Origin of the sequence: Pseudochrobactrum saccharolyticum, assembly GCF_008801715.1 — a bacterium.
Lineage (GTDB): Bacteria > Pseudomonadota > Alphaproteobacteria > Rhizobiales > Rhizobiaceae > Pseudochrobactrum > Pseudochrobactrum saccharolyticum.
The window spans coordinates 1,008,620-1,027,304 of sequence record NZ_VZPG01000001.1 but is presented as its reverse complement, the minus strand read 5'-3'; the positions used below and the strand labels follow the sequence as shown (position 1 = coordinate 1,027,304).

The following is an 18,685-nucleotide window of genomic DNA, read 5'->3' as shown; positions in this document are numbered from 1 at the left end:
AACCAAAATATGGCGGGAGCGTTCGGGGGAAATTAGCCTGCGGCAGGATGGCGCAGATTTGCTTGCGTACATGTCGATTTTGCCGCATAAGGCATTTTATGCGCGATAATTTACGGGGAAGACTGAATGGCAAATGGTGATCTGATTAACCGGGCCTCGTCGCTTTCCCGTCGCTTGCGTCTGACAACATTGGTGCGTGTGCGCTGGTTTGCCATTACCGGTCAGACTGCCGCCGTTTTGTTCGTTTCTCTGTCGCTGCATTTTGTGTTTCCGCTGGGTATCAGCTTCGCGCTTATTGCCGTATCGGCATGGTTGAACCTGTTCTTATCTTTCCGCTACCAGCTCAATCATCGTTTGGATTTACGTACGGTTCTGTTGGTCTTAGCCTTTGATATTTTGCAGCTCACCGGCCTGCTTTATCTGACCGGCGGTCTGCAAAATCCGTTTGCCGTGCTGTTGGTCGTGCCGGTGATTATTGCATCAACCGCACTTTCTGTACGCAGTATTTTGCTGCTCGGTCTGATGGCTATTGCCTGTGCCAGCGTACTGGTGGTGTGGCATCTGCCTTTGCCTTGGTATAGCGGCATGACGCTGGAACTGCCGCTGATGTTCGTCATCGGCGTTTGGTGTGCCATTGTTTCGACGCTGATTTTCAGCGGTGTCTATGTCTATCGTATTGCTGAAGAAGCGCGCCTGTTGGGCGATGCTCTGAGTGCGACGGAACTGGTTCTGCAGCGTGAGCAGCATTTGTCAGCGCTGGATGGTCTTGCCGCTGCTGCTGCTCATGAATTGGGAACACCGCTGGCGACCATCACACTGGTGGTCAAGGAGATGCAGCGTGCTCTGAAAAATGATGACCGTTATGCCGAGGACATTCAGCTGCTGTCCTCTCAGGCGCAGCGTTGCCGCGAAATTCTGCAACGTCTCACCAGCCTATCTTCGGAAGGCGAAGAGCATATGTCGAAACTGGCATTGTCCTCGCTGATCGAAGAGGTGATCGCGCCGCATCGCAATTTCGGCATTCAGATTGATGTTGAGAAAAAACCTGATCCCAAATCAATGATTGCCGAGCCGGTTGTCCGACGCAATCCGGGGGTGATCTATGGTCTGGGTAATCTGATCGAGAATGCCGTGGATTTTGCCAAGACCGAGACACAAGTCGTCTGGGGTTGGGACGAGAATTCGGTGCGTATCACGATCCGTGATGACGGCAAAGGCTTTTCAGTGGATATGCTCGACAGGATCGGTGAACCTTACATGTCGCGCCGCAGCGATGAGCGCAATGGTGGCGGATTGGGGCTTGGGCTGTTCATTGCCAAGACACTGCTGGAGCGTTCCGGTGCGCATATCTCCTTTGCCAATCGTCCTGAACCAGGCCAAAGCGGTGCGGAAATTACGATTGTCTGGTCGCGGCAGGCGCTGACAGCATAAATCCGATTCTCCGGAGAAGCAGGGAGGGTGTCTGAGACTGAAAGATTCGTTTTTCAGTGTTTGAAACTGTGGCCTTTACAGGCATATTTTGAGTAAAATCTCTGTGAAATGCTATGAATTTTGTCGTTTTACATGAATAGTTACATTGCATATTTGACTTTTTGACGCAGGCGCAGCAATAAGTAAAAAGACAAAAGACGAGTAAGGAATACCTGATGGATGATATGAGTCAGGATGATCACCTTGCCATCGGCAGTGATCCTTCGCTTCTTCTGGTTGATGACGACAAACCGTTTCTGCAACGGCTCGCGCGTGCTATGGAAAGCCGTGGTTTTACAGTAACAACAGCTGAATCCGTTGAGGAAGGCATTGCTGCTGTGAAGCTGGCAGCTCCGGCCTATGCCGTTGTTGATATGCGCCTCGGTGACGGTAATGGTCTGGACATTATTGAAGCTATCCGCAGCAAGCGTGAAGATACCCGCGCCATTGTGCTGACCGGTTACGGCAATATTGCCACCGCTGTGAATGCCGTCAAAATCGGTGCGATTGATTATCTTTCCAAGCCTGCGGATGCTGATGAGGTTTTTGCAGCGCTGACCCGCCGTGACGGTGAGAAGATTGCGCCTCCGGAAAACCCGATGTCGGCAGATCGTGTGCGTTGGGAACATATTCAGCGCGTTTATGAAATGTGCGAACGCAATGTTTCTGAAACCGCACGTCGTCTGAATATGCATCGCCGTACTTTGCAGCGTATTCTGGCCAAACGCGCTCCGCGTTAAGCCTTATCTTTATAATCATGCCGACTGGTTCATCAGTCGGCATCACTGAGCGGCATCGACACGCCTGCCATTTCTGCAAGTGTCAGCCGGTTTGCGCCGATCCGCGCCAGTTGTAATGTCAGCGCTTTGCGTGTCGCCGGTGCCAGTTTGTGCTCCGGTGCATCGCGCAGAATTTCCCCGCCATAACCGTCCGAGAGTATAAAACCGCAATCTTCCGGAAAGATCTCGCGCGGCACCTGTGCATGGGTGGCAAAAAACAGCCGGTCGCAATAATTGCGGTAATCCGGCCATTTCTGATCGGCTTTCCAGTCCTCGACCGATGATTTGATTTCAATAATCCAGATTTCACCTTTGCGCGTCAGCCCGACCAGATCGGCGCGCCTGCCTGAACGCAGAGAAATTTCAGGCAAAACATGAATATTCAGATCAAGGCACAGGCGCTGCACGCCGCGCCGCACCAGCAATGCCAGTTCAGACTGACGGCCGTCACTGAGAGGATGTTGTTGAAAAGGCGAGATAATTGGCATGTGTCTCTGTCAGTATAGGTGTCCGTTTATCTTGGATAACGGATTTTATAAAAGATAATCATGGTTAATGATTGATTAAGGATCAATGGTTAACTTGTTCCCAACAAATGTTGACTGTCATTACGGTTTTTTGAGGGGAAAAATGGTATACAGAAATGCACTCTCTGCCGCGGGTCTTTTTTTGACAATGGCGCTGGCCGGTTGTTCGACAACCTCACCTTTTCAGACCAGTACGGCATCCTATTCCAGTGTTACAGATGCAGCCTATGTGCTGCCGACGGTTCCTGTTCAGAAAATCGCACCGGAATATCGTCGCCAACAGGTTAAATATGAAACGACAGAAGCGCCCGGTACAATTGTCGTCGATACGCAGAACAAGTTTTTATATCATGTTGAGCCGGATGGTAAGGCGATGCGCTATGGTATCGGTGTTGGTCGTGAGGGCTTTCAGTGGAAAGGCAATGCCAAAGTTGCCATGAAACGTGAATGGCCGACATGGACACCACCGGCACCGATGATCAAGCGCCAGCCGGAACTGGCAAAATATGCCGGTGGCATGAAACCGGGTCTGAACAATCCGCTGGGGGCCCGTGCGCTCTATCTGTATAAAGGCGGACGTGACAGCGGCTATCGTCTCCATGGGACGCCGGAATGGTGGTCCATCGGCAAGAATGTATCTTCCGGCTGCATCCGTCTGATTAATCAGGATATTATGGATCTATATGATCGTGCCGGTGTCGGTGCCAAGGTTGTTGTGCTGTAATCTGGTATGGCAGAGACAATAAAAAACGCGGCTTTTAAGCCGCGTTTTTTATTGATGATATTTCTGAAATCTCAGATAGCTTCAACCTGCAGAACTTCCGGAACGAAATGTTTCAGCAGGTTCTGAATGCCGTGTTTCAGTGTTGCTGTTGAAGACGGGCAGCCTGAGCAGGCGCCTTTCATATGCAGATAAACAACGCCATGTTCAAAACCACGGAATGTGATGTCACCACCGTCTTGCGCCACAGCAGGGCGCACGCGGGTTTCGATCAGTTCTTTGATGGTTTCAACGATTTCCGCATCCGCATCGGCGAAGAACTCGCCTTCGGTATGATCGTGACCTTTGGACTGTTCTGACGCCATGACCGGTGCGCCGGACATCATATGTTCCATAATCGTACCGAGGATCGCCGGTTTGAGATGCTGCCATTCCGCACCGTCTTTGCTGACAGTGATGAAATCATAGCCGAAAAATACGCCGTTTACGCCTGGTACTGCGAAGAGTTTAGCGGCGAGAGGCGAGGTGTTGGCGGCGCTGTCCGCATCGCGGAAATCAGCAGTGCCTTCCGGCATAACCACTTTACCCGGCAGGAATTTCAGGGTCGCCGGATTAGGTGTGGCTTCAGTCTGGATGAACATTGAAGTTCTCCCGTGTTAAATGAGGGCTGTAAAGAAAATACGGCAACCATGACCACAGAGTTGCGTGATTGCTCTTAATATAGGTGTTTCAGGCGACGGCATCAATGTCATCGTCAGAAAGATCTGACGGAATGACTGTGACCGGAACAGGGAAGGATGCGCCGCGCCCTGCAATCGACTGTACCAGCGGTCCCGGACCTTCTTTGCCGGAACCGGCAGCCAGTACCAGAATGGCAATATCCTGATCTTCTTCAATCAGGCTGTGAATTTCTTCCGCAGTCTGCCCTTCGCGCACAATCAGCTCAGGCTCAATGCCGTATTGCTCACGTAATTGCGTTGCATATTTATTCAGGGCTGTCTGCGCCCGTTCCAGTGCCTCTGCCCGCATAATATTGCCGACACCAAGGAATTGCTGGAAATCTGACGGGTCGATGACGAACAGCAACACCAATGCGCCGCCGGTATTGCGCACACGGCGTGATGCATAGGCAACCGCACGTCCGCATTCGGGCGTTTCATCAATTGAGACAAGAAATTTACGGCGGTGGCCGGCTTCCCGGCTAAGACGTTTTGAAACCATGCGCGGGAATTTGCCACTCAATAGGCCCGACTGCAAGATGACAATTTTGTGGCGGGGCGAAATTTTACATATTTGCCTTATGAAAATTGCGCAATTTTCTGTCCCTGAACCTGTGCCGTAAAATCTATGCCCGTCGTTTATATTGTGTTTTCAGGCACTTTGTGTTTGAAAGGACAGGCTATCGTCCTGCATTTCTTGCTGTTTCACATTGCTGTGTAACGGGATGATTTTTTATGTGCGGCAGAGTTTTGCGGCTTTTAAGTCTGTCTCTGCTTGCTGCGGACAAGGAAAAATTCAAAAAATGACGAAGACTTATGGCAAGCTGGCCTCGCGTGTTTACGAGTTGGATAAACCGGTCGGGCGCTCTTTCGGCGATGTGGAATTCTATCTCGAACGCCTGAAAACCATCACAGGGCCGGTTCTGGAACCGGCCACAGGCAATGGCCGTATGCTGGTGCCGCTGGCACAGGCGGGGCATAGCGTCAGCGGTTTTGATCTGTCTCCTGAAATGCTTGATCTGTGCAAAGCAAATTGTGCGCAATATGGTGTAAATGCAGAGCTGAGCCTGCAGGATTTCACGACATTTCATTATGCGCAAAAATTTGCGGCGATTGTGCTACCAGCCGGTTCTTTCCAGCTTATGACCGATCCGGTTGATGCAATGCATTTTCTGCACCTGTGCAGGCAGTCACTGATGCAGGATGGTAAGTTGTTGCTGGATATTTCTGTTGTCGGTGATTTCATGGATCACGCACCACGTGCGCGGCACTGGCAGGATGGCGAGGATTTGCTGACCTTGCAGGAAATGCGCACCGCAACGGACTACGTCAAACAGGTGGTGATATCGCAGCTGCGTTATGAGCTATGGCAAGATACGCAACTGGTGGCAACGGAGATGGAATTATTTTCTTTACGTTGGTGGGGCGTGTTTGAGCTGGAACTGGCACTGCGTGAGGCAGGTTTTACGCAAATCAAAATCTACGGCGATTATCAGTCAGGCGATTTTGATACGGGCTCAGTTGGTACTCTGACCTTCGAGGCTCAATAGAAATAAAAAAGGCAGGGAATTCCCTGCCTTTTTTGTATTTTTATTTCTGCAGAAAGCCGACAATGTCGCGGACATTGTGCATGGTTTCTTCGGCAATCACGCTTGCGCGTTCACCACCGTCACGCAGAACGGCATCAATATAGGCCGGATCGGCTACCAGTCGACGCATTTCATGCGTGATTGGAGAAAGCTGCGAAACAGCGAGTTCTGCAAGTGATGCTTTGAACTCAGAGAACTGCTTGCCGCCGAAATCACGCAACACGGCTGCCTTGTCCGTGTTGGTCAGAGCTGCGAAGATACCGATCAGATTATCCGCTTCCGGACGGCCTTCCAGCCCTTCCACTTCTGAAGGAATAGCATCGGCATCTGTCTTGGCTTTGCGGATCTTTTTGGTGATGGTGTCTTCATCATCAATCAGATTGATGCGCGACAGATCGGACGGATCGGATTTCGACATTTTCTTGGTGCCGTCACGCAGCGACATGATGCGCATCGCAGGGCCGGAAATCAGCGGCTCTGTGATCGGGAAAAAGCCAGATACAGTTTCATCACCAACAGCCATTTCCACGCCGATGCCGAGCGAGGCAATGCGGTCGGAATAGTCATTGTTGAATTTCTGCGCAATGTCACGTGTCAGTTCAAGATGCTGTTTCTGGTCGTCGCCAACCGGCACGGCGGTAGCACGGTAGAGCAGAATGTCAGCAGCCATCAGGCTCGGATAGGCCAGCAGACCCAGCGAGGCATTTTCGCGGTCTTTACCGGCTTTGTCCTTGAACTGCGTCATGCGGTTCATCCAGCCGATACGTGCAATACAGTTGAACACCCATGCAAGTTCCGCATGCTGGCGCACGCGGCTCTGATTGAAGACAATGCTCTTCTTCGGATCAAGACCTGCAGCCAGATAGGCGGCGGTGATTTCGCGTGTGGAATTTAAAAGTTCCACAGGATCCGGCAGAATTGTCAGCGCATGCATATCAACGACGCAATAAATGCAATCCTTATCGTCCTGCAAGGCGACCCAACGCTTCAATGCGCCAAGATAATTGCCGAGGTGAAGATTGCCGGTTGGTTGTGCGCCGGAGAAAATGCGTTCTTTGAAGGTGTTCATTCTTGATAAATCCTGAAGCTGGTGGAGAGCCGGTCGAGCGTGATTATCGTCGAAACGTAAGGTTTGATAATCAGGGATGCTCTGGGGTTGCTTTTAAGGCTGGCATATGTGGTTTGGACGCATGCTGCCAGTCTTGGCTAAAAAGTTTGGATTATAAAAAATATCCGGAAGGCAGGCGTGTAATCCTGTCTTCCGGATGCGTTATTACTGCCAGAGTGCTGAAAAGCAATCAAGCGGAAATATCTGTATTCTCCGGCGTTGCCGCTGCTTTTTTACGGCGGCGCATATTGCCTTTCAGGGCGGAGAGGCTGGCACCGCCAATGGCAAAAACCGTCGCAAAATAAACAATCATGCTGCCGATCACGAGAAGGCCGAGCGTTGTTGCCTGTACCAGTAGTCCTGCCTGCCTGCTCAAATAGGTCTCAAAATATTGAGCGGAAAAATACAGAGCTGCGGCCATGATCGCTGCTGCGATAATCAGGCGCGGAATACGGCGGATGAGACCGGCATCATAATCCCAATGTTTGCGCCAGATCAGAACGGACAGCAGCAGAATGGCATTGACCCAACCGGCGGTAATTTCCGCCGTGGCAATGCCGGTTGGGCCGAGACGCGGGAACAGGATCAGCGCCAGTGTCACATTCACCACCACCGAAATACCGGCAAAGATCATCGGTGTGCGGGTATCCTCACGGGCAAAGAACCCCGGAATAAAAGCTTTAATCAGCACAAAGGCTGGCAGTCCGAGGCCATACACTGCGAGAATTTGTGAAACAATCAATGTGGATTCCGGGCCGAACTGCCCGCGTTCAAACAACAGGCGCACCAGTGGTTCGGAGAAAACCAGCAGGGCTGCCGCCGCAGGCAATGTCAGGAACAGCGTGAATTCGACAGAACGGTTCTGCAGATTTCCGGCTTCCTGCATATGGCCGCCGCGCAAGGCACGCGACAATTCCGGCAGCAGAACGGTGGCAACAGCAATACCGACCACGCCGAGCGGCAACTGATAAAACCTGTCAGCATAAACGAGAGAGGATACGGCACCGGCTGAGCCGGATGCAATATTGGTATTAATCAGCAGATTGATCTGGGTAATGCCGCCGGTAATTGCGGCAGGAAGCGCCAGCACGAGCAGGCGGCGTACATTTGGGGTCAATTTGGGGCGGCGAAAGCCGATTTTGATACCGGCACGGCGTACTGCAAACCAGACAATGGCGAGCTGTACAACGCCTGCCGCCATCACGCCCCAGGACAGGGCATAACCGATTTGCAGCGGGTCGTAATTCTGCGCCCATGCCAGCAGCAGCGCGCCGATCAGAATGAAATTCAGGAAAACCGGCGCAATGGCTGCCGCGAAATATTTATGCAGGCTGTTGAGCATACCGCCCATCATCGCTGCCAGCGACATACAGGCGAGATAGGGGAACATGATCATCGCCAGATTGACCGTATTCTCAAACTTCACCGGATCACTGGTGAAGCCCGGTGCAATAACTGTACTGACCAGAAACGGCATGGAAAGCTCCATGGCAATGGTCAGTCCGAGAAGAATGGTGAACAGCACACCGAAGACTTCTTCAGAAAAGCGCTTGGCACCATCCATACCATTTTGCTCGATCTCTTTGGCAAAGAGCGGCACGAAAGCGGCGTTGAATGCACCCTCAGCAAATAAACGCCGGAAAGTATTCGGGAAGCGGAAAGCGGTGTTGAAAGCATCCGCAACAGGGCCGGTTCCGAGAAACGCTGCCATCAGCATTTCACGGGTAAAGCCGAAGATTCTGCTCATCAGCGTGCCGGAAGCAACAGTTGCGAATTTTTTCAGCAGGCTCATGAATTCATCTCGTGAATAGGGAAGGACAGACAGGCAGTGCGGCACACTTTAAAAAGACGCAAGCCGGATTAACCTGCCGTTTCGCGCAATTTTTTCGGATCGCCGTTTTTGTTATCTGGTGCTCTGCTATCACTCCCGCTCTTGTCAAACAAGCTGAGGAGGCGTTTCTGGATATTGGCCTGCTTGGTCGTACCGGTGATTTTTTGCCCGTCGAGACCGGTAACATAGAAAGTATCAATCACTTTCTCACCGAATGTCGTGATATGCGCCGAGGCAATATTGAGCGAAAGATCGGAAATCGCATTGGTAATTTCTGACAACAGGCCGGTACGATCCAGCCCTTTGACCTCAATCACTGTGAATTTCTCCGAGAGCGTATTATTGATATGCACCCGCGGGGTAACATGGAAGGCACGGGCAGAGCGCCGTGCTTTGGTCTTGCGTGCCAGAACCTCCGGCAGATAGGTAGTGCCGGTCAGCACATCTTCAATCAGTTGACCAACCCGCGCCGCACGGCGCATCTCATCATCATTGGTATCGAATTCACGGCTGATGAGGATGGTATCGAGCGCCCGCCCGTCCGTGGTGGTGAAAATCTGCGCATCAACAATATTGGCACCTGCCGCTGCACAAGCACCGGCAATGATCGACAATAAACGCGGATGATCGGGCGACAGAATTGTCAGTTCGGTCACCGCTTCAAACTCATGCGGGCGTGCCAGAATATTGAGGATTTTTCCTGCTTCATCGCTGGCGCGGATGAAATCCGCATGGCGCTTCTGGTCTTCCTGCGGCACGGTCAGCATGTAATTATCATAATGCAGCGCCAGAACAGCTTTCCGCTTGTCCTCCGGCCAGTCGCCGAGTTGTTCGGCCAGCTGGCAGCGCGCCTGATTGCTGCGTTCAGTCTGGCTCACTTCCGAGAAACCACCGGTCAGCAGTAATTCTGTTTCATGATAGAGGGTGCGCAGTAACTGGCCTTTCCAACCGTTCCAGACGCCGGGGCCGACCGCTTTAATATCGCAGATGGTGATCAGCAACAGCAGCTTCAGCCGTTCGGTGGTTTGCACAATAGCGGCAAAATCGGCAATGGTTTTGCGATCGTTGAGGTCACGCGATTGCGCAACCTTGCTCATGGTCAGATGTTCCTGCACCAGCCATGCCACCAGTTCTGTTTCTGACGGATTAAGCCCGAAACGCGGGCATAATTTACGGGCGATTTTGGCTCCGGCGGTGGAGTGATCTTCCGGCCTGCCTTTGGCAATATCGTGCAGCAGCAAGGTCACATAGAGTAGATGCCGGTCGTTTTTGAGTGTCGGCAACAGGCTGTGGGCGAGTGGATGTTCGTTTTTCAGCGTCTCATGTTCAATCTCAGACATGATAGCGATGCAGCGCAGCAGATGCTCATCGACGGTATAATGATGATACATATTAAACTGCATCATCGCGACGATCTTGCCAAAATCAGGAATGAACTGCCCCAGCACGCCGGATTCATTCATGCGGCGCAATGTGCATTCCGGCGTGCGCGGCGAGGCAACAATTTCCAGAAACAGCCGGTTGGCTTGCCTATCATTGCGCACATCGCTTTTGATCAGTTTCAGCGAGCGGCTGACGCGCTGAATGACATGCGGGTGATATTGCAACCCGTGCTTGTCGGCGAGATAGAACAGCCGGATCAGATTAACCGGATCGCGCTGAAACACCTCATCATCAGCAATATTGATGCGGTTATGGTCGAGAATAAAATCTGTACTGCCGGTAATTTTGCGCTTTTTGCGGGTCAGTGTGGAATAGATCTGGCCGGTGCCCGGTGTTTCTTTGAACTGCTCTTCTTCCAGTGCGGCACTGATAATGCGGGTCAGATCACCGACATCTTTGGCAACCAGAAAATAATGTTTCATAAAGCGTTCAACACCGGTCTGCCCCGGATGATCGGTATAGCCGAGGCGGGTGGCAATCTCGCGCTGAATGTCGAAGGACAGGCGTTCTTCCGCCTTGCCATAGAGAAAATGCATATGGCAGCGTACTGCCCAGAGAAAATCATCGGCCTTGCTGAACAATTTTGCTTCGCTGCGGGAGAAAACGCCACGCTTGATCAGCTCTTCCGTGGAGTGAACACGGTAAATATATTTGGCAATCCAGAACAGGGTTTGCAGGTCGCGCTGCCCGCCTTTGCTCTCCTTGACATTTGGCTCGACCAGATAGCGCGTTGAACCCGCTTTCTTGTGGCGGATATCGCGCTCAATCAGCTTGGCCTGCACAAATTCCGCACCGCTGTCGGCAACGATTTCCTGATCGAAACGGGTGGTGAGTTCGTCAAAAAGTTCTTGGCTGCCGGTGAGAAAACGCGCTTCCAGCAGTGAAGTGCGGATGGTCATATCTTCGCGGGACAGACGGATAGCATCATCAATATTGCGCGTGGAATGCCCGACTTTCAGCCCCATATCCCAAAGCATATAGAGCATATATTCCACAACCTGTTCGCCCCATGGCGTTTGCTTATAGGGCAGCAGAAACAGCAGATCGATATCAGAACCCGGTGCCAGACCGCCGCGTCCGTAACCGCCGACAGCGATAACGGCGAGGCTTTCCGCTTTGGACGGGTTCACCGCCGGATAAATATGCTCAACGGTAAAATCATAAAGTGCGGCAATGATCTGATCCATCAATCCGCTGATGCGTCTGGCACAGGCAATACCGCCGCCGTCTTCCAGCAGCATGGTCTCGGCACGGGCTTTACCGTCTTTCCATGTGGTTTTTAGTGTTTTCAGAACCTGATTGCGCATTTGGTCTTTGCTTGCATCTGCGTTGACGATCTCTGTGAGCGCGGCAGCAAGCGCCTGCTTGTCAATGATGCGGTCAAGATGAAGATCGGACAAGCGCATGGATCATGGTTCCGTAGTAGCAAAGTTACGATGCAGAAAACTGAGCATGGATTAAAGCTGAACGCAACGGTAAGTCTGCATTGTACCTAGAACAGTTTACGTCCAGCTGTGGATCGCGGTGCTGGTTCTAGGTTCTTTAGTGGTCGCATTATCACGGCCGTCAAGTTGCTCCAACTTGACTAAATCTAGAAGGTACAAGTTGTTCCAACTTGACTGTGAAATGCTCTAACAAAAAAGGCCGGAGAGTGCTCCGGCCTTTTGATTTCGGGTACTGAAATAATCAGTTGGTTGCCGCATAGGCGGCAAAGGCCGCCATATTGGCAATGTCGGAATCCTTGGCACTCAGCGGTACGATCTGCACAGCTTTGTCGAGACCGGTCAGCAACGGGCCGATCAGTGTTGCGCCGCCCAGTTCCTGCAGCATATCCGCGGCGATGGAGGCCGCATGATAATCCGGCATCACCAGCACATTGGCTGGGCCTGTCAGGCGGGTGAACGGATAGGATTCCATCAGCTTGCCGTTGAGAGCCACATCAGCACTCATTTCACCGTCAAATTCAAAATCCACATGGCGTTTTTCGAGAATACGCACGGCTTCCTGAATTTTTTCCGAGCGCGCACCGGACATATGACCGAAGGTGGAATAAGCCAGCATGGCAACGCGCGGCACATAACCCATGCGGCGTGCAACATTGGCGGCTTCCACAGCGATATCAGCCAGTTCTTCCGCTGTCGGCTGTTCATGCACCGCAGTATCGGCGATGAAAACGGTACGGCCACGGCACAGAGCCAGCGATACACCGATCATCCGGTGACCCGGTTTCACATCAATCACGCGACGCACATCTTCAATGCTGGTGGCATAATTGCGCGTTACGCCGGTAACCATGCCGTCCGCATCGCCCATGGCGACCATGCAAGCCGCAAAATGGTTGCGGTCATTGTTAATCATGCGCTGGCAGTCGCGGAACAGGTAGCCTTTACGCTGCAATTTCTCATAGAGATAATCGGCATATTCCGAGGTGCGCTTGGACAGACGGGCATTGGTGATTTCAATGCCGATTTTGCCAAGGTCGATACCGGCCTGTTCGGCTGTTTCACGAATGCGGTCTTCCCGGCCGAGCAGAATGGCTTTGCCCAGACCCTGCGATGTGAAGGAAACGGCAGCACGGATGATTTGCGGTTCTTCACCTTCGGCAAAAATCACGCGCTTGGTATGACGGCGGATACGGTCATAAATGCCGGTCATGGTCGAGGCGATCGGATCGCGGCGTGCAGCCAGAGACCGTGCATAGGCATCCAGATCTTCAATCGGCTTACCGGCAACACCGCTGTCCATTGCGGCTTTGGCAACAGCAACCGGAATGGTGGAGAGCAGGCGCGGGTCAAACGGCACCGGAATGATGTAATTCGGGCCGAAACGCGGACGGTTGCCCTGATAGGCAGCAGCCACATCATCCGGCACATCCGTGCGTGCCAGTTCTGCCAGCGCATTGGCCGCAGCAACTTTCATCGCATCATTGATAGTGGTAGCGCGAACATCGAGCGCACCGCGGAAAATATACGGGAAGCCGAGAACGTTGTTGACCTGGTTCGGATAGTCGGAGCGACCGGTTGCAACAATTGCGTCGGAGCGGATGGCGGCTACTTCTTCCGGTGTAATTTCCGGATCAGGATTGGCCATGGCGAAGATAATCGGATTATCGGCCATGGAGCGAACCATATCTTCGGTCAGTGCACCTTTAGCGGAAACACCGAAGAAAATATCTGCACCTTCCATGGCTTCCGCCAGTGTGCGCTTGTCAGTCTTGACTGCATGGGCAGATTTCCACTGGTTCATACCCTCGGTACGACCCTGCCAGACCACGCCCTTGGTGTCACACAGCGTTACATTTTCGGACGCAAAGCCCATGGCTTTGACCAGTTCGATACAGGCAATACCGGCAGCACCGGCACCGTTACAAACCATTTTCGTGGACTTCAGGTCGCGGCCGGTGAGGTGCAGCGCATTGATCATACCGGCAGCGGCGATGATTGCAGTGCCGTGCTGGTCATCGTGGAAAACCGGAATATTCATCAGTTCGCGCAGGCGGCTTTCGATGACAAAGCACTCAGGCGCTTTGATATCTTCCAGATTGATACCGCCGAAGCTCGGGCCGAGATAACGTACGGAATTGATGAATTCTTCCACATCGGTGGTATCGACTTCGAGATCGATGGAATCCACATCGGCAAAGCGCTTGAACAGCACGGACTTGCCTTCCATCACCGGCTTGGAAGCCAGTGCGCCGAGATTGCCAAGACCCAGAATGGCGGTGCCGTTGGAGATCACGGCAACCATATTGCCCTTGGATGTATAGTCATAGGCTTTGGCCGGATCTTCTGCGATCGCTTTGACCGGTACAGCAACACCCGGAGAATAGGCCAGCGACAGATCGCGCTGCGTAGCCATTGGCTTGGTCGGAGTAATTTCCAGCTTGCCCGGACGTCCGCGGGAGTGGAAATCCAGCGCCTCTTGCTCCGTCAGGGATGTGCCTTTTCCGGCTTGTGGTTTCTGGCCAGATTGCGGCTTCTGGGTGGTCTTATCGTTGGTCATTGACCCCTCCGATTTTCTCTGCGAGGGCGGTTGTCAGCTTATGCAGCGTGAACGGCCATAGTATTATAATATATTGAAACATCCTTCGGATGGCTGGGCAGTGTGTTTATATCAAGTCGGCCTGTTTGTGTAGCGCAATATTTGAAAAGATTCCGATGTTTAAAGACAATATTCGTATAATCGACGCATTCCGGCGAAAATCACGGGGATATAAGCAACTGGCTGCTTCACAGGGCTTTGTTGGAAGTTTTAAACTGAAGCGTATCCCGAAAAGTGTTAAGCGGTTTTCGGAACAAGATACGCGGAAAACAAAATGGCAGAGCATTTCCTATTGGTTTAATCAAAACCGGAAATGCTCGTGCAGGATTTTGAAAAATTATTTCAGGAACATGTGTATTCCCTATGACGCAGCATGATACAGCCTCAGTAAAATCTGACCGGACGCCTGAACTCGCAGATGAGCCGCAGAGCACTTATGATGCAGGCCTCACCGCGCGTCCGACGCCGATGATGGAACAATATATTGAGATCAAGGCTGCCTATCCCGACAGCCTGTTGTTCTATCGTATGGGCGATTTTTATGAGCTGTTTTTCAATGATGCGATTGAGGCATCAGAGGCTCTCGGGATTACACTCACCAAACGCGGCAAACATCTGGGCGAAGATATTCCGATGTGCGGTGTGCCGGTGCATACGGCAGATGATTATTTGCAGCGTCTGATCGGCAAGGGCTTCCGCGTGGCCGTCTGTGAGCAAGTGGAAGATCCGGCAGAGGCGAAGAAGCGCGGCTCGAAATCGGTGGTCAAACGCGATGTGATCCGACTTGTCACACCGGGCACGATCACAGAAGAAAAGCTGCTTGATCCGGCGCGTGCAAACTTTCTGATGATCCTCGGCCGTGTGCGTAGCGCACAAATGGGAAGTGGCGTAAGAGGTGCGGAAGAGGGCAGGCTGTCGCTGGCATGGATTGATATTTCCACCGGCCAGTTCCGTATGACGGAAACCACGCCTGAAAAACTCTATGCCGATATTATGCGCGTTGATCCGAGCGAGCTGATCGTGCCGGAAACCGCCTTTCAGGATCCGCAAATCCGTCCGGTACTGGATCTGCTCGGGCGTATTGTCATGCCACAGCATCCGAGCCTGTTTGAAAGTTCAACTGCAGAAGAACGCATCAAGCGCTATTACGGCGTGGTAACTTTGGATGGTTTTGGCGAGTTCAACCGCACCGAACTTTCCGCCATTTCCGGTGCCATTGCTTACCTTGAGAAAACCCAGATTGCCGAGCGCCCGCCGCTGATGCGCCCAGAGCGCGAAACAGATGGGTCGTCGCTGTTTATTGATCCGGCAACCCGCGCCAATCTGGAGCTGATGCGCACGCTCTCCGGCAATCGTGAAGGCTCACTGCTCAAAGCCGTTGACCGCACAGTCACCGGTGCCGGTGCACGCTTGCTGGCCGAGCGCTTGACTGCGCCGCTGACTGAGCCGGAAAAAATTGCTGCAAGACAGGATTCCGTTGCGTTTTTTCTAAGTGAAACATCATTGGCACAGGGGCTGCGTGCTGCTTTGCGCGGTGTGCCGGATATGCCGCGTGCCTTGTCACGTCTGGCGGTCGGGCGCGGTGGCCCGCGTGATCTCGGCGCTTTGCATGCCGGTTTTCAGGCCGCACATCTGGTGCGCCAACTCTTTCAGGATAAGCAATTGCCGGAAGAACTGGCACAGGCTTGCCGCTCTATTCTTGCGCTGCCGGAAGATTATGCGCAATTGCTTGATCAGACTTTGGCGGAAGAACTGCCATTGCTGAAACGTGACGGCGGTTTTATCCGCACGGGCTATCATGCCGAGCTGGATGAAATGCGTAGCCTTCGCGATCAGTCGCGCCGTGTGATTGCCGGTCTTCAGGCCGATTATATGGAAGAGACGGGCGTTAAATCGCTCAAGATCAAACATAATAATGTGCTGGGCTATTTCATCGAAGTGACCGCCAATAATGCCGGTGCACTGACCGATACGGATGAGGCCAAAGCACGCTTTATCCATCGTCAGACCATGGCCAGCGCCATGCGTTTCACCACCACGGAGCTGGCGGAACTTGAAACCAAAATTGCCAATGCCGCTGATCGTGCACTGTCGATTGAACTGGCAATTTTCGAAGAATTAATCCGTCACACAGTTGAAAATGCTGATGCTATTCGTGCCGGTGCTGCAGCGCTTGGCGTGATGGACGTATCGGCAGCGCTGGGTGTTCTGGCCGATGAACAGGGCTATTGCCGCCCGAAAGTCGATGATAGTCTGAATTTTGCCATTGATGGCGGCCGTCATCCAGTGGTCGAGCAGGCGCTGAAAAAACAGGCCGCTAATCCTTTTGTGGCCAATGATTGCGATTTGTCACCGCTGGGCGATCAGAAATTCGGTGCGATCTGGCTTTTGACCGGTCCGAATATGGGCGGTAAATCGACCTTCCTGCGCCAGAATGCGCTCATCGCAATTCTCGCGCAAATGGGCTCTTACGTTCCGGCCACATCTGCGCATATCGGTATTGTTGATCGTCTGTTCAGTCGTGTCGGTGCATCGGATGATCTGGCGCGTGGCCGTTCCACTTTCATGGTGGAAATGGTCGAAACCGCCGCTATTCTCAATCTCGCCGGTGAACGCTCACTGGTCATTCTCGATGAAATCGGTCGTGGTACCGCGACTTTCGACGGGTTGTCGATTGCCTGGGCTAGCGTGGAATATCTGCACGAGAAAAACCGTTGTCGCGCTTTGTTCGCCACGCATTTTCATGAAATGACGGCACTTTCAGAGAAGCTGGCACGGCTTGCCAATGTCACTATGCGAGTGAAGGAATGGGAAGGCGATGTTGTGTTTCTGCACGAAGTGGCCAAAGGTGCTGCTGACCGTTCTTATGGTGTGCAGGTTGCGCGCCTTGCCGGTCTGCCTGATGCGGTGGTTGAACGGGCGCGCGATGTGCTGCATCGCTTAGAGGAAGGCGAAACCTCCGGCAAGGCTGAGAAGATCATTGATGATCTGCCGCTCTTTGCAGTCGTTGCCAAACCGCGTGAAGTGGCAAAACCTGCGCAGGATAGCGCTTTGCTGAATGCCGTGAATGAGATTAATCCGGATGATCTGACACCGCGCGAGGCACTGGAAGCCTTATACCGCCTGAAACAACTATCGGTTAAAAACTAAAAACCGGCAGGAGAGACGATATGGCAGTTCTGAGGATCGTAGCTAATCTCGCAGGCTCTGATCTTCAGGCTGCGCGGGTCTTCTATGAGGAACTGCTGGGGCTGGATGTGATTATGGATCACGGGTGGATCGTAACGCTGGCTGCCGGAGCGGCCGCAGAAAACAGACCTGTCCAACAGCTCAGTTTAGCGACAGAGGGCGGTGGCGGAACGGATGTGCCCCGTCTTTCCATTGAGGTCGATAATCTGGATGAAGTCTATCATCGCGCACAGGCTGCAGGATTTGAGATCATCTATCCGCTCACGGAAGAACCGTGGGGTGTGCAGCGTTTTTATGTCCGTGATCCGCTCGGATATGTCATAAATATCTTATCGCATCAGATATAAAAAAGACCGGTATATTGCCGGTCTTTTTGTTTTCATTACATCATACAAAACGGTCAGCTTCAGCGCCGTAATAATTGATGTAACGACTGGAAATACGCTCGACCGGCAGAACAATCAGCACATCCGTAGTGCCGAACTGATGGTCAACCACGGCACCGTCACCGATCATTGCGCCAAGGCGCAAATAGCCTTTGATCAGTGGTGGCATGGAAAACAGCGCCACTTTCGGGTTGATGGCTTCCTGCGGAACAATATCCATCGAGCGGTAATGTTGCTCAAGCGCACGGACATCCCATTCCGCATCAGCGCGGCAATTATGATGCAGGAAAGACAGCGGTAGCGCATGGGCTTCCGGCACCGTACCGTGGAAAGAGGCGCAGCCGAACATCACTTCAATCCTGTGCTGGCGGCAATAGGACCAGATGCCCTGCCACAGCAATTCAACCGTACGCTTGGAGCGGTATTCCGGCTTGACGCAGGAGCGGCCGAGCTCAAGAAATTGCAGGCCGGGCTTGCGTTCAAGCAGTTTGGTGATTTCATATTCACCGGCAGAATAGAATGTATGCCCAGCCGCGAGCATGTCGCTGCGCATCAGGCGGTATGTGCCGACAAGCTGCTCTGCCTCGCCACCGGAGATTGATGTGTCATAAACCACCAGATGATCGCAAATCGCATCATAATGGTCGCTGTCGCGTTCTTCGAGAATGGTATTCTGAGATTTTTGCGCACCGAGCTCGGTGTAAAAAACATCGTAGCGCAGTTTTTGCGCAATACGGATTGTGTCCGGATTATCCGCAATCCGCACAATAAGACTGCCCATACGCCCCAGTATCTGGCCGGCCAGTGAAGAAAAACCGGCATCAGCTAAAATGGCGCCTATTTCAAGCGTATCTGGTGGTGTTTGCTTCATGCGTGCATCAT

14 protein-coding genes are annotated in these 18,685 nt (G+C 52.6%); 6 read left to right on the top strand and 8 right to left on the bottom strand.

Annotated elements, in window-relative coordinates; translation table 11 throughout:
* Nucleotides 1–126 precede the first annotated feature (126 nt).
* Both F7P81_RS04600 and F7P81_RS04595 read left to right on the top strand, forming a co-directional pair.
* Nucleotides 127–1,431: an ActS/PrrB/RegB family redox-sensitive histidine kinase gene (locus F7P81_RS04600; RefSeq protein WP_151158699.1), complete on the top strand. Its 1,305-nt coding sequence runs from the start codon at nucleotides 127–129 to the stop codon at nucleotides 1,429–1,431.
* Between the two features lie 215 nt (nucleotides 1,432–1,646).
* On the top strand, nucleotides 1,647–2,210 hold the full coding sequence (locus F7P81_RS04595; protein ID WP_075654077.1) for an ActR/PrrA/RegA family redox response regulator transcription factor: 564 nt from the start codon (nucleotides 1,647–1,649) through the stop codon (nucleotides 2,208–2,210).
* 32 nt (nucleotides 2,211–2,242) lie between these two features.
* Here F7P81_RS04595 and F7P81_RS04590 read toward each other — a convergent pair whose 3' ends face one another.
* The gene (locus tag F7P81_RS04590) at nucleotides 2,243–2,737 is read right to left on the bottom strand and encodes an MmcB family DNA repair protein (RefSeq protein ID WP_022710681.1); all 495 of its coding nucleotides are present in this window, start codon (nucleotides 2,735–2,737) and stop codon (nucleotides 2,243–2,245) included.
* A gap of 142 nt (nucleotides 2,738–2,879) precedes the next feature.
* Between F7P81_RS04590 and F7P81_RS04585 the strand changes: the two genes are divergently transcribed.
* Nucleotides 2,880–3,500, top strand: coding sequence for a L,D-transpeptidase (locus F7P81_RS04585; protein ID WP_116086295.1), 621 nt, complete (start codon nucleotides 2,880–2,882; stop codon nucleotides 3,498–3,500).
* A gap of 71 nt (nucleotides 3,501–3,571) precedes the next feature.
* On the opposite strand, the gene F7P81_RS04580 is transcribed toward F7P81_RS04585, so the two are convergent.
* Nucleotides 3,572–4,138 (bottom strand): NifU family protein, encoded by a 567-nt coding sequence (locus tag F7P81_RS04580; RefSeq protein WP_075654080.1) that lies wholly within the window; start codon nucleotides 4,136–4,138, stop codon nucleotides 3,572–3,574.
* An 88-nt stretch (nucleotides 4,139–4,226) separates the two neighbouring features.
* Nucleotides 4,227–4,718 (bottom strand): universal stress protein, encoded by a 492-nt coding sequence (locus F7P81_RS04575; protein ID WP_022710684.1) that lies wholly within the window; start codon nucleotides 4,716–4,718, stop codon nucleotides 4,227–4,229.
* Nucleotides 4,719–5,019: 301 nt separating this feature from the next.
* Here F7P81_RS04575 and F7P81_RS04570 point away from each other — a divergent pair, with 301 nt between their 5' ends.
* The gene (locus F7P81_RS04570) at nucleotides 5,020–5,766 is read left to right on the top strand and encodes a class I SAM-dependent methyltransferase (protein WP_151158698.1); all 747 of its coding nucleotides are present in this window, start codon (nucleotides 5,020–5,022) and stop codon (nucleotides 5,764–5,766) included.
* A 40-nt stretch (nucleotides 5,767–5,806) separates the two neighbouring features.
* On the opposite strand, the gene trpS is transcribed toward F7P81_RS04570, so the two are convergent.
* From trpS to F7P81_RS04550, 4 genes are all read right to left on the bottom strand, one after another.
* On the bottom strand, nucleotides 5,807–6,874 hold the full coding sequence (gene trpS, locus F7P81_RS04565; protein ID WP_022710686.1) for a tryptophan--tRNA ligase: 1,068 nt from the start codon (nucleotides 6,872–6,874) through the stop codon (nucleotides 5,807–5,809).
* Between the two features lie 229 nt (nucleotides 6,875–7,103).
* Nucleotides 7,104–8,705, bottom strand: a complete 1,602-nt coding sequence (murJ, locus tag F7P81_RS04560) for a murein biosynthesis integral membrane protein MurJ (protein WP_151158697.1) — start codon at nucleotides 8,703–8,705, stop codon at nucleotides 7,104–7,106.
* 68 nt (nucleotides 8,706–8,773) lie between these two features.
* Nucleotides 8,774–11,593 carry a [protein-PII] uridylyltransferase gene (locus F7P81_RS04555; protein ID WP_151158696.1) on the bottom strand — a complete coding sequence of 940 codons (2,820 nt, stop codon included), beginning with the start codon at nucleotides 11,591–11,593 and terminating at the stop codon, nucleotides 8,774–8,776.
* A 280-nt stretch (nucleotides 11,594–11,873) separates the two neighbouring features.
* Complete coding sequence (locus tag F7P81_RS04550; RefSeq protein WP_151158695.1) at nucleotides 11,874–14,189, bottom strand: NADP-dependent malic enzyme; 2,316 nt, start codon at nucleotides 14,187–14,189, stop codon at nucleotides 11,874–11,876.
* A 507-nt stretch (nucleotides 14,190–14,696) separates the two neighbouring features.
* On the opposite strand from F7P81_RS04550, the gene mutS reads away from it, so the two are divergent.
* Together mutS and F7P81_RS04540 are read left to right on the top strand one after the other, a co-directional pair.
* Complete coding sequence (gene mutS / locus F7P81_RS04545) at nucleotides 14,697–17,378, top strand: DNA mismatch repair protein MutS (RefSeq protein WP_246176050.1); 2,682 nt, start codon at nucleotides 14,697–14,699, stop codon at nucleotides 17,376–17,378.
* A gap of 20 nt (nucleotides 17,379–17,398) precedes the next feature.
* Nucleotides 17,399–17,764 (top strand): VOC family protein, encoded by a 366-nt coding sequence (locus tag F7P81_RS04540; protein WP_075654084.1) that lies wholly within the window; start codon nucleotides 17,399–17,401, stop codon nucleotides 17,762–17,764.
* A gap of 40 nt (nucleotides 17,765–17,804) precedes the next feature.
* Here F7P81_RS04540 and olsB read toward each other — a convergent pair whose 3' ends face one another.
* Nucleotides 17,805–18,674, bottom strand: a complete 870-nt coding sequence (gene olsB / locus F7P81_RS04535; RefSeq protein WP_028233573.1) for a l-ornithine N(alpha)-acyltransferase — start codon at nucleotides 18,672–18,674, stop codon at nucleotides 17,805–17,807.
* Nucleotides 18,675–18,685 lie beyond the last annotated feature (11 nt).

What these genes read in the sequence shown, in the direction of transcription:
- trpS (WP_022710686.1), bottom strand. Translation starts at nt 6,874, where the DNA reads ATGAACACCTTCAAAGAACGCATTTTCTCCGGCGCACAACCAACCGGC.
- F7P81_RS04585 (WP_116086295.1), top strand. Translation starts at nt 2,880, where the DNA reads ATGGTATACAGAAATGCACTCTCTGCCGCGGGTCTTTTTTTGACAATG.
- murJ (WP_151158697.1), bottom strand. Translation starts at nt 8,705, where the DNA reads ATGAGCCTGCTGAAAAAATTCGCAACTGTTGCTTCCGGCACGCTGATG.
- F7P81_RS04600 (WP_151158699.1), top strand. Translation starts at nt 127, where the DNA reads ATGGCAAATGGTGATCTGATTAACCGGGCCTCGTCGCTTTCCCGTCGC.
- F7P81_RS04595 (WP_075654077.1), top strand. Translation starts at nt 1,647, where the DNA reads ATGGATGATATGAGTCAGGATGATCACCTTGCCATCGGCAGTGATCCT.
- F7P81_RS04575 (WP_022710684.1), bottom strand. Translation starts at nt 4,718, where the DNA reads ATGGTTTCAAAACGTCTTAGCCGGGAAGCCGGCCACCGCCGTAAATTT.
- F7P81_RS04590 (WP_022710681.1), bottom strand. Translation starts at nt 2,737, where the DNA reads ATGCCAATTATCTCGCCTTTTCAACAACATCCTCTCAGTGACGGCCGT.
- F7P81_RS04580 (WP_075654080.1), bottom strand. Translation starts at nt 4,138, where the DNA reads ATGTTCATCCAGACTGAAGCCACACCTAATCCGGCGACCCTGAAATTC.
- F7P81_RS04570 (WP_151158698.1), top strand. Translation starts at nt 5,020, where the DNA reads ATGACGAAGACTTATGGCAAGCTGGCCTCGCGTGTTTACGAGTTGGAT.
- F7P81_RS04550 (WP_151158695.1), bottom strand. Translation starts at nt 14,189, where the DNA reads ATGACCAACGATAAGACCACCCAGAAGCCGCAATCTGGCCAGAAACCA.
- olsB (WP_028233573.1), bottom strand. Translation starts at nt 18,674, where the DNA reads ATGAAGCAAACACCACCAGATACGCTTGAAATAGGCGCCATTTTAGCT.
- F7P81_RS04555 (WP_151158696.1), bottom strand. Translation starts at nt 11,593, where the DNA reads ATGCGCTTGTCCGATCTTCATCTTGACCGCATCATTGACAAGCAGGCG.
- F7P81_RS04540 (WP_075654084.1), top strand. Translation starts at nt 17,399, where the DNA reads ATGGCAGTTCTGAGGATCGTAGCTAATCTCGCAGGCTCTGATCTTCAG.
- mutS (WP_246176050.1), top strand. Translation starts at nt 14,697, where the DNA reads ATGATGGAACAATATATTGAGATCAAGGCTGCCTATCCCGACAGCCTG.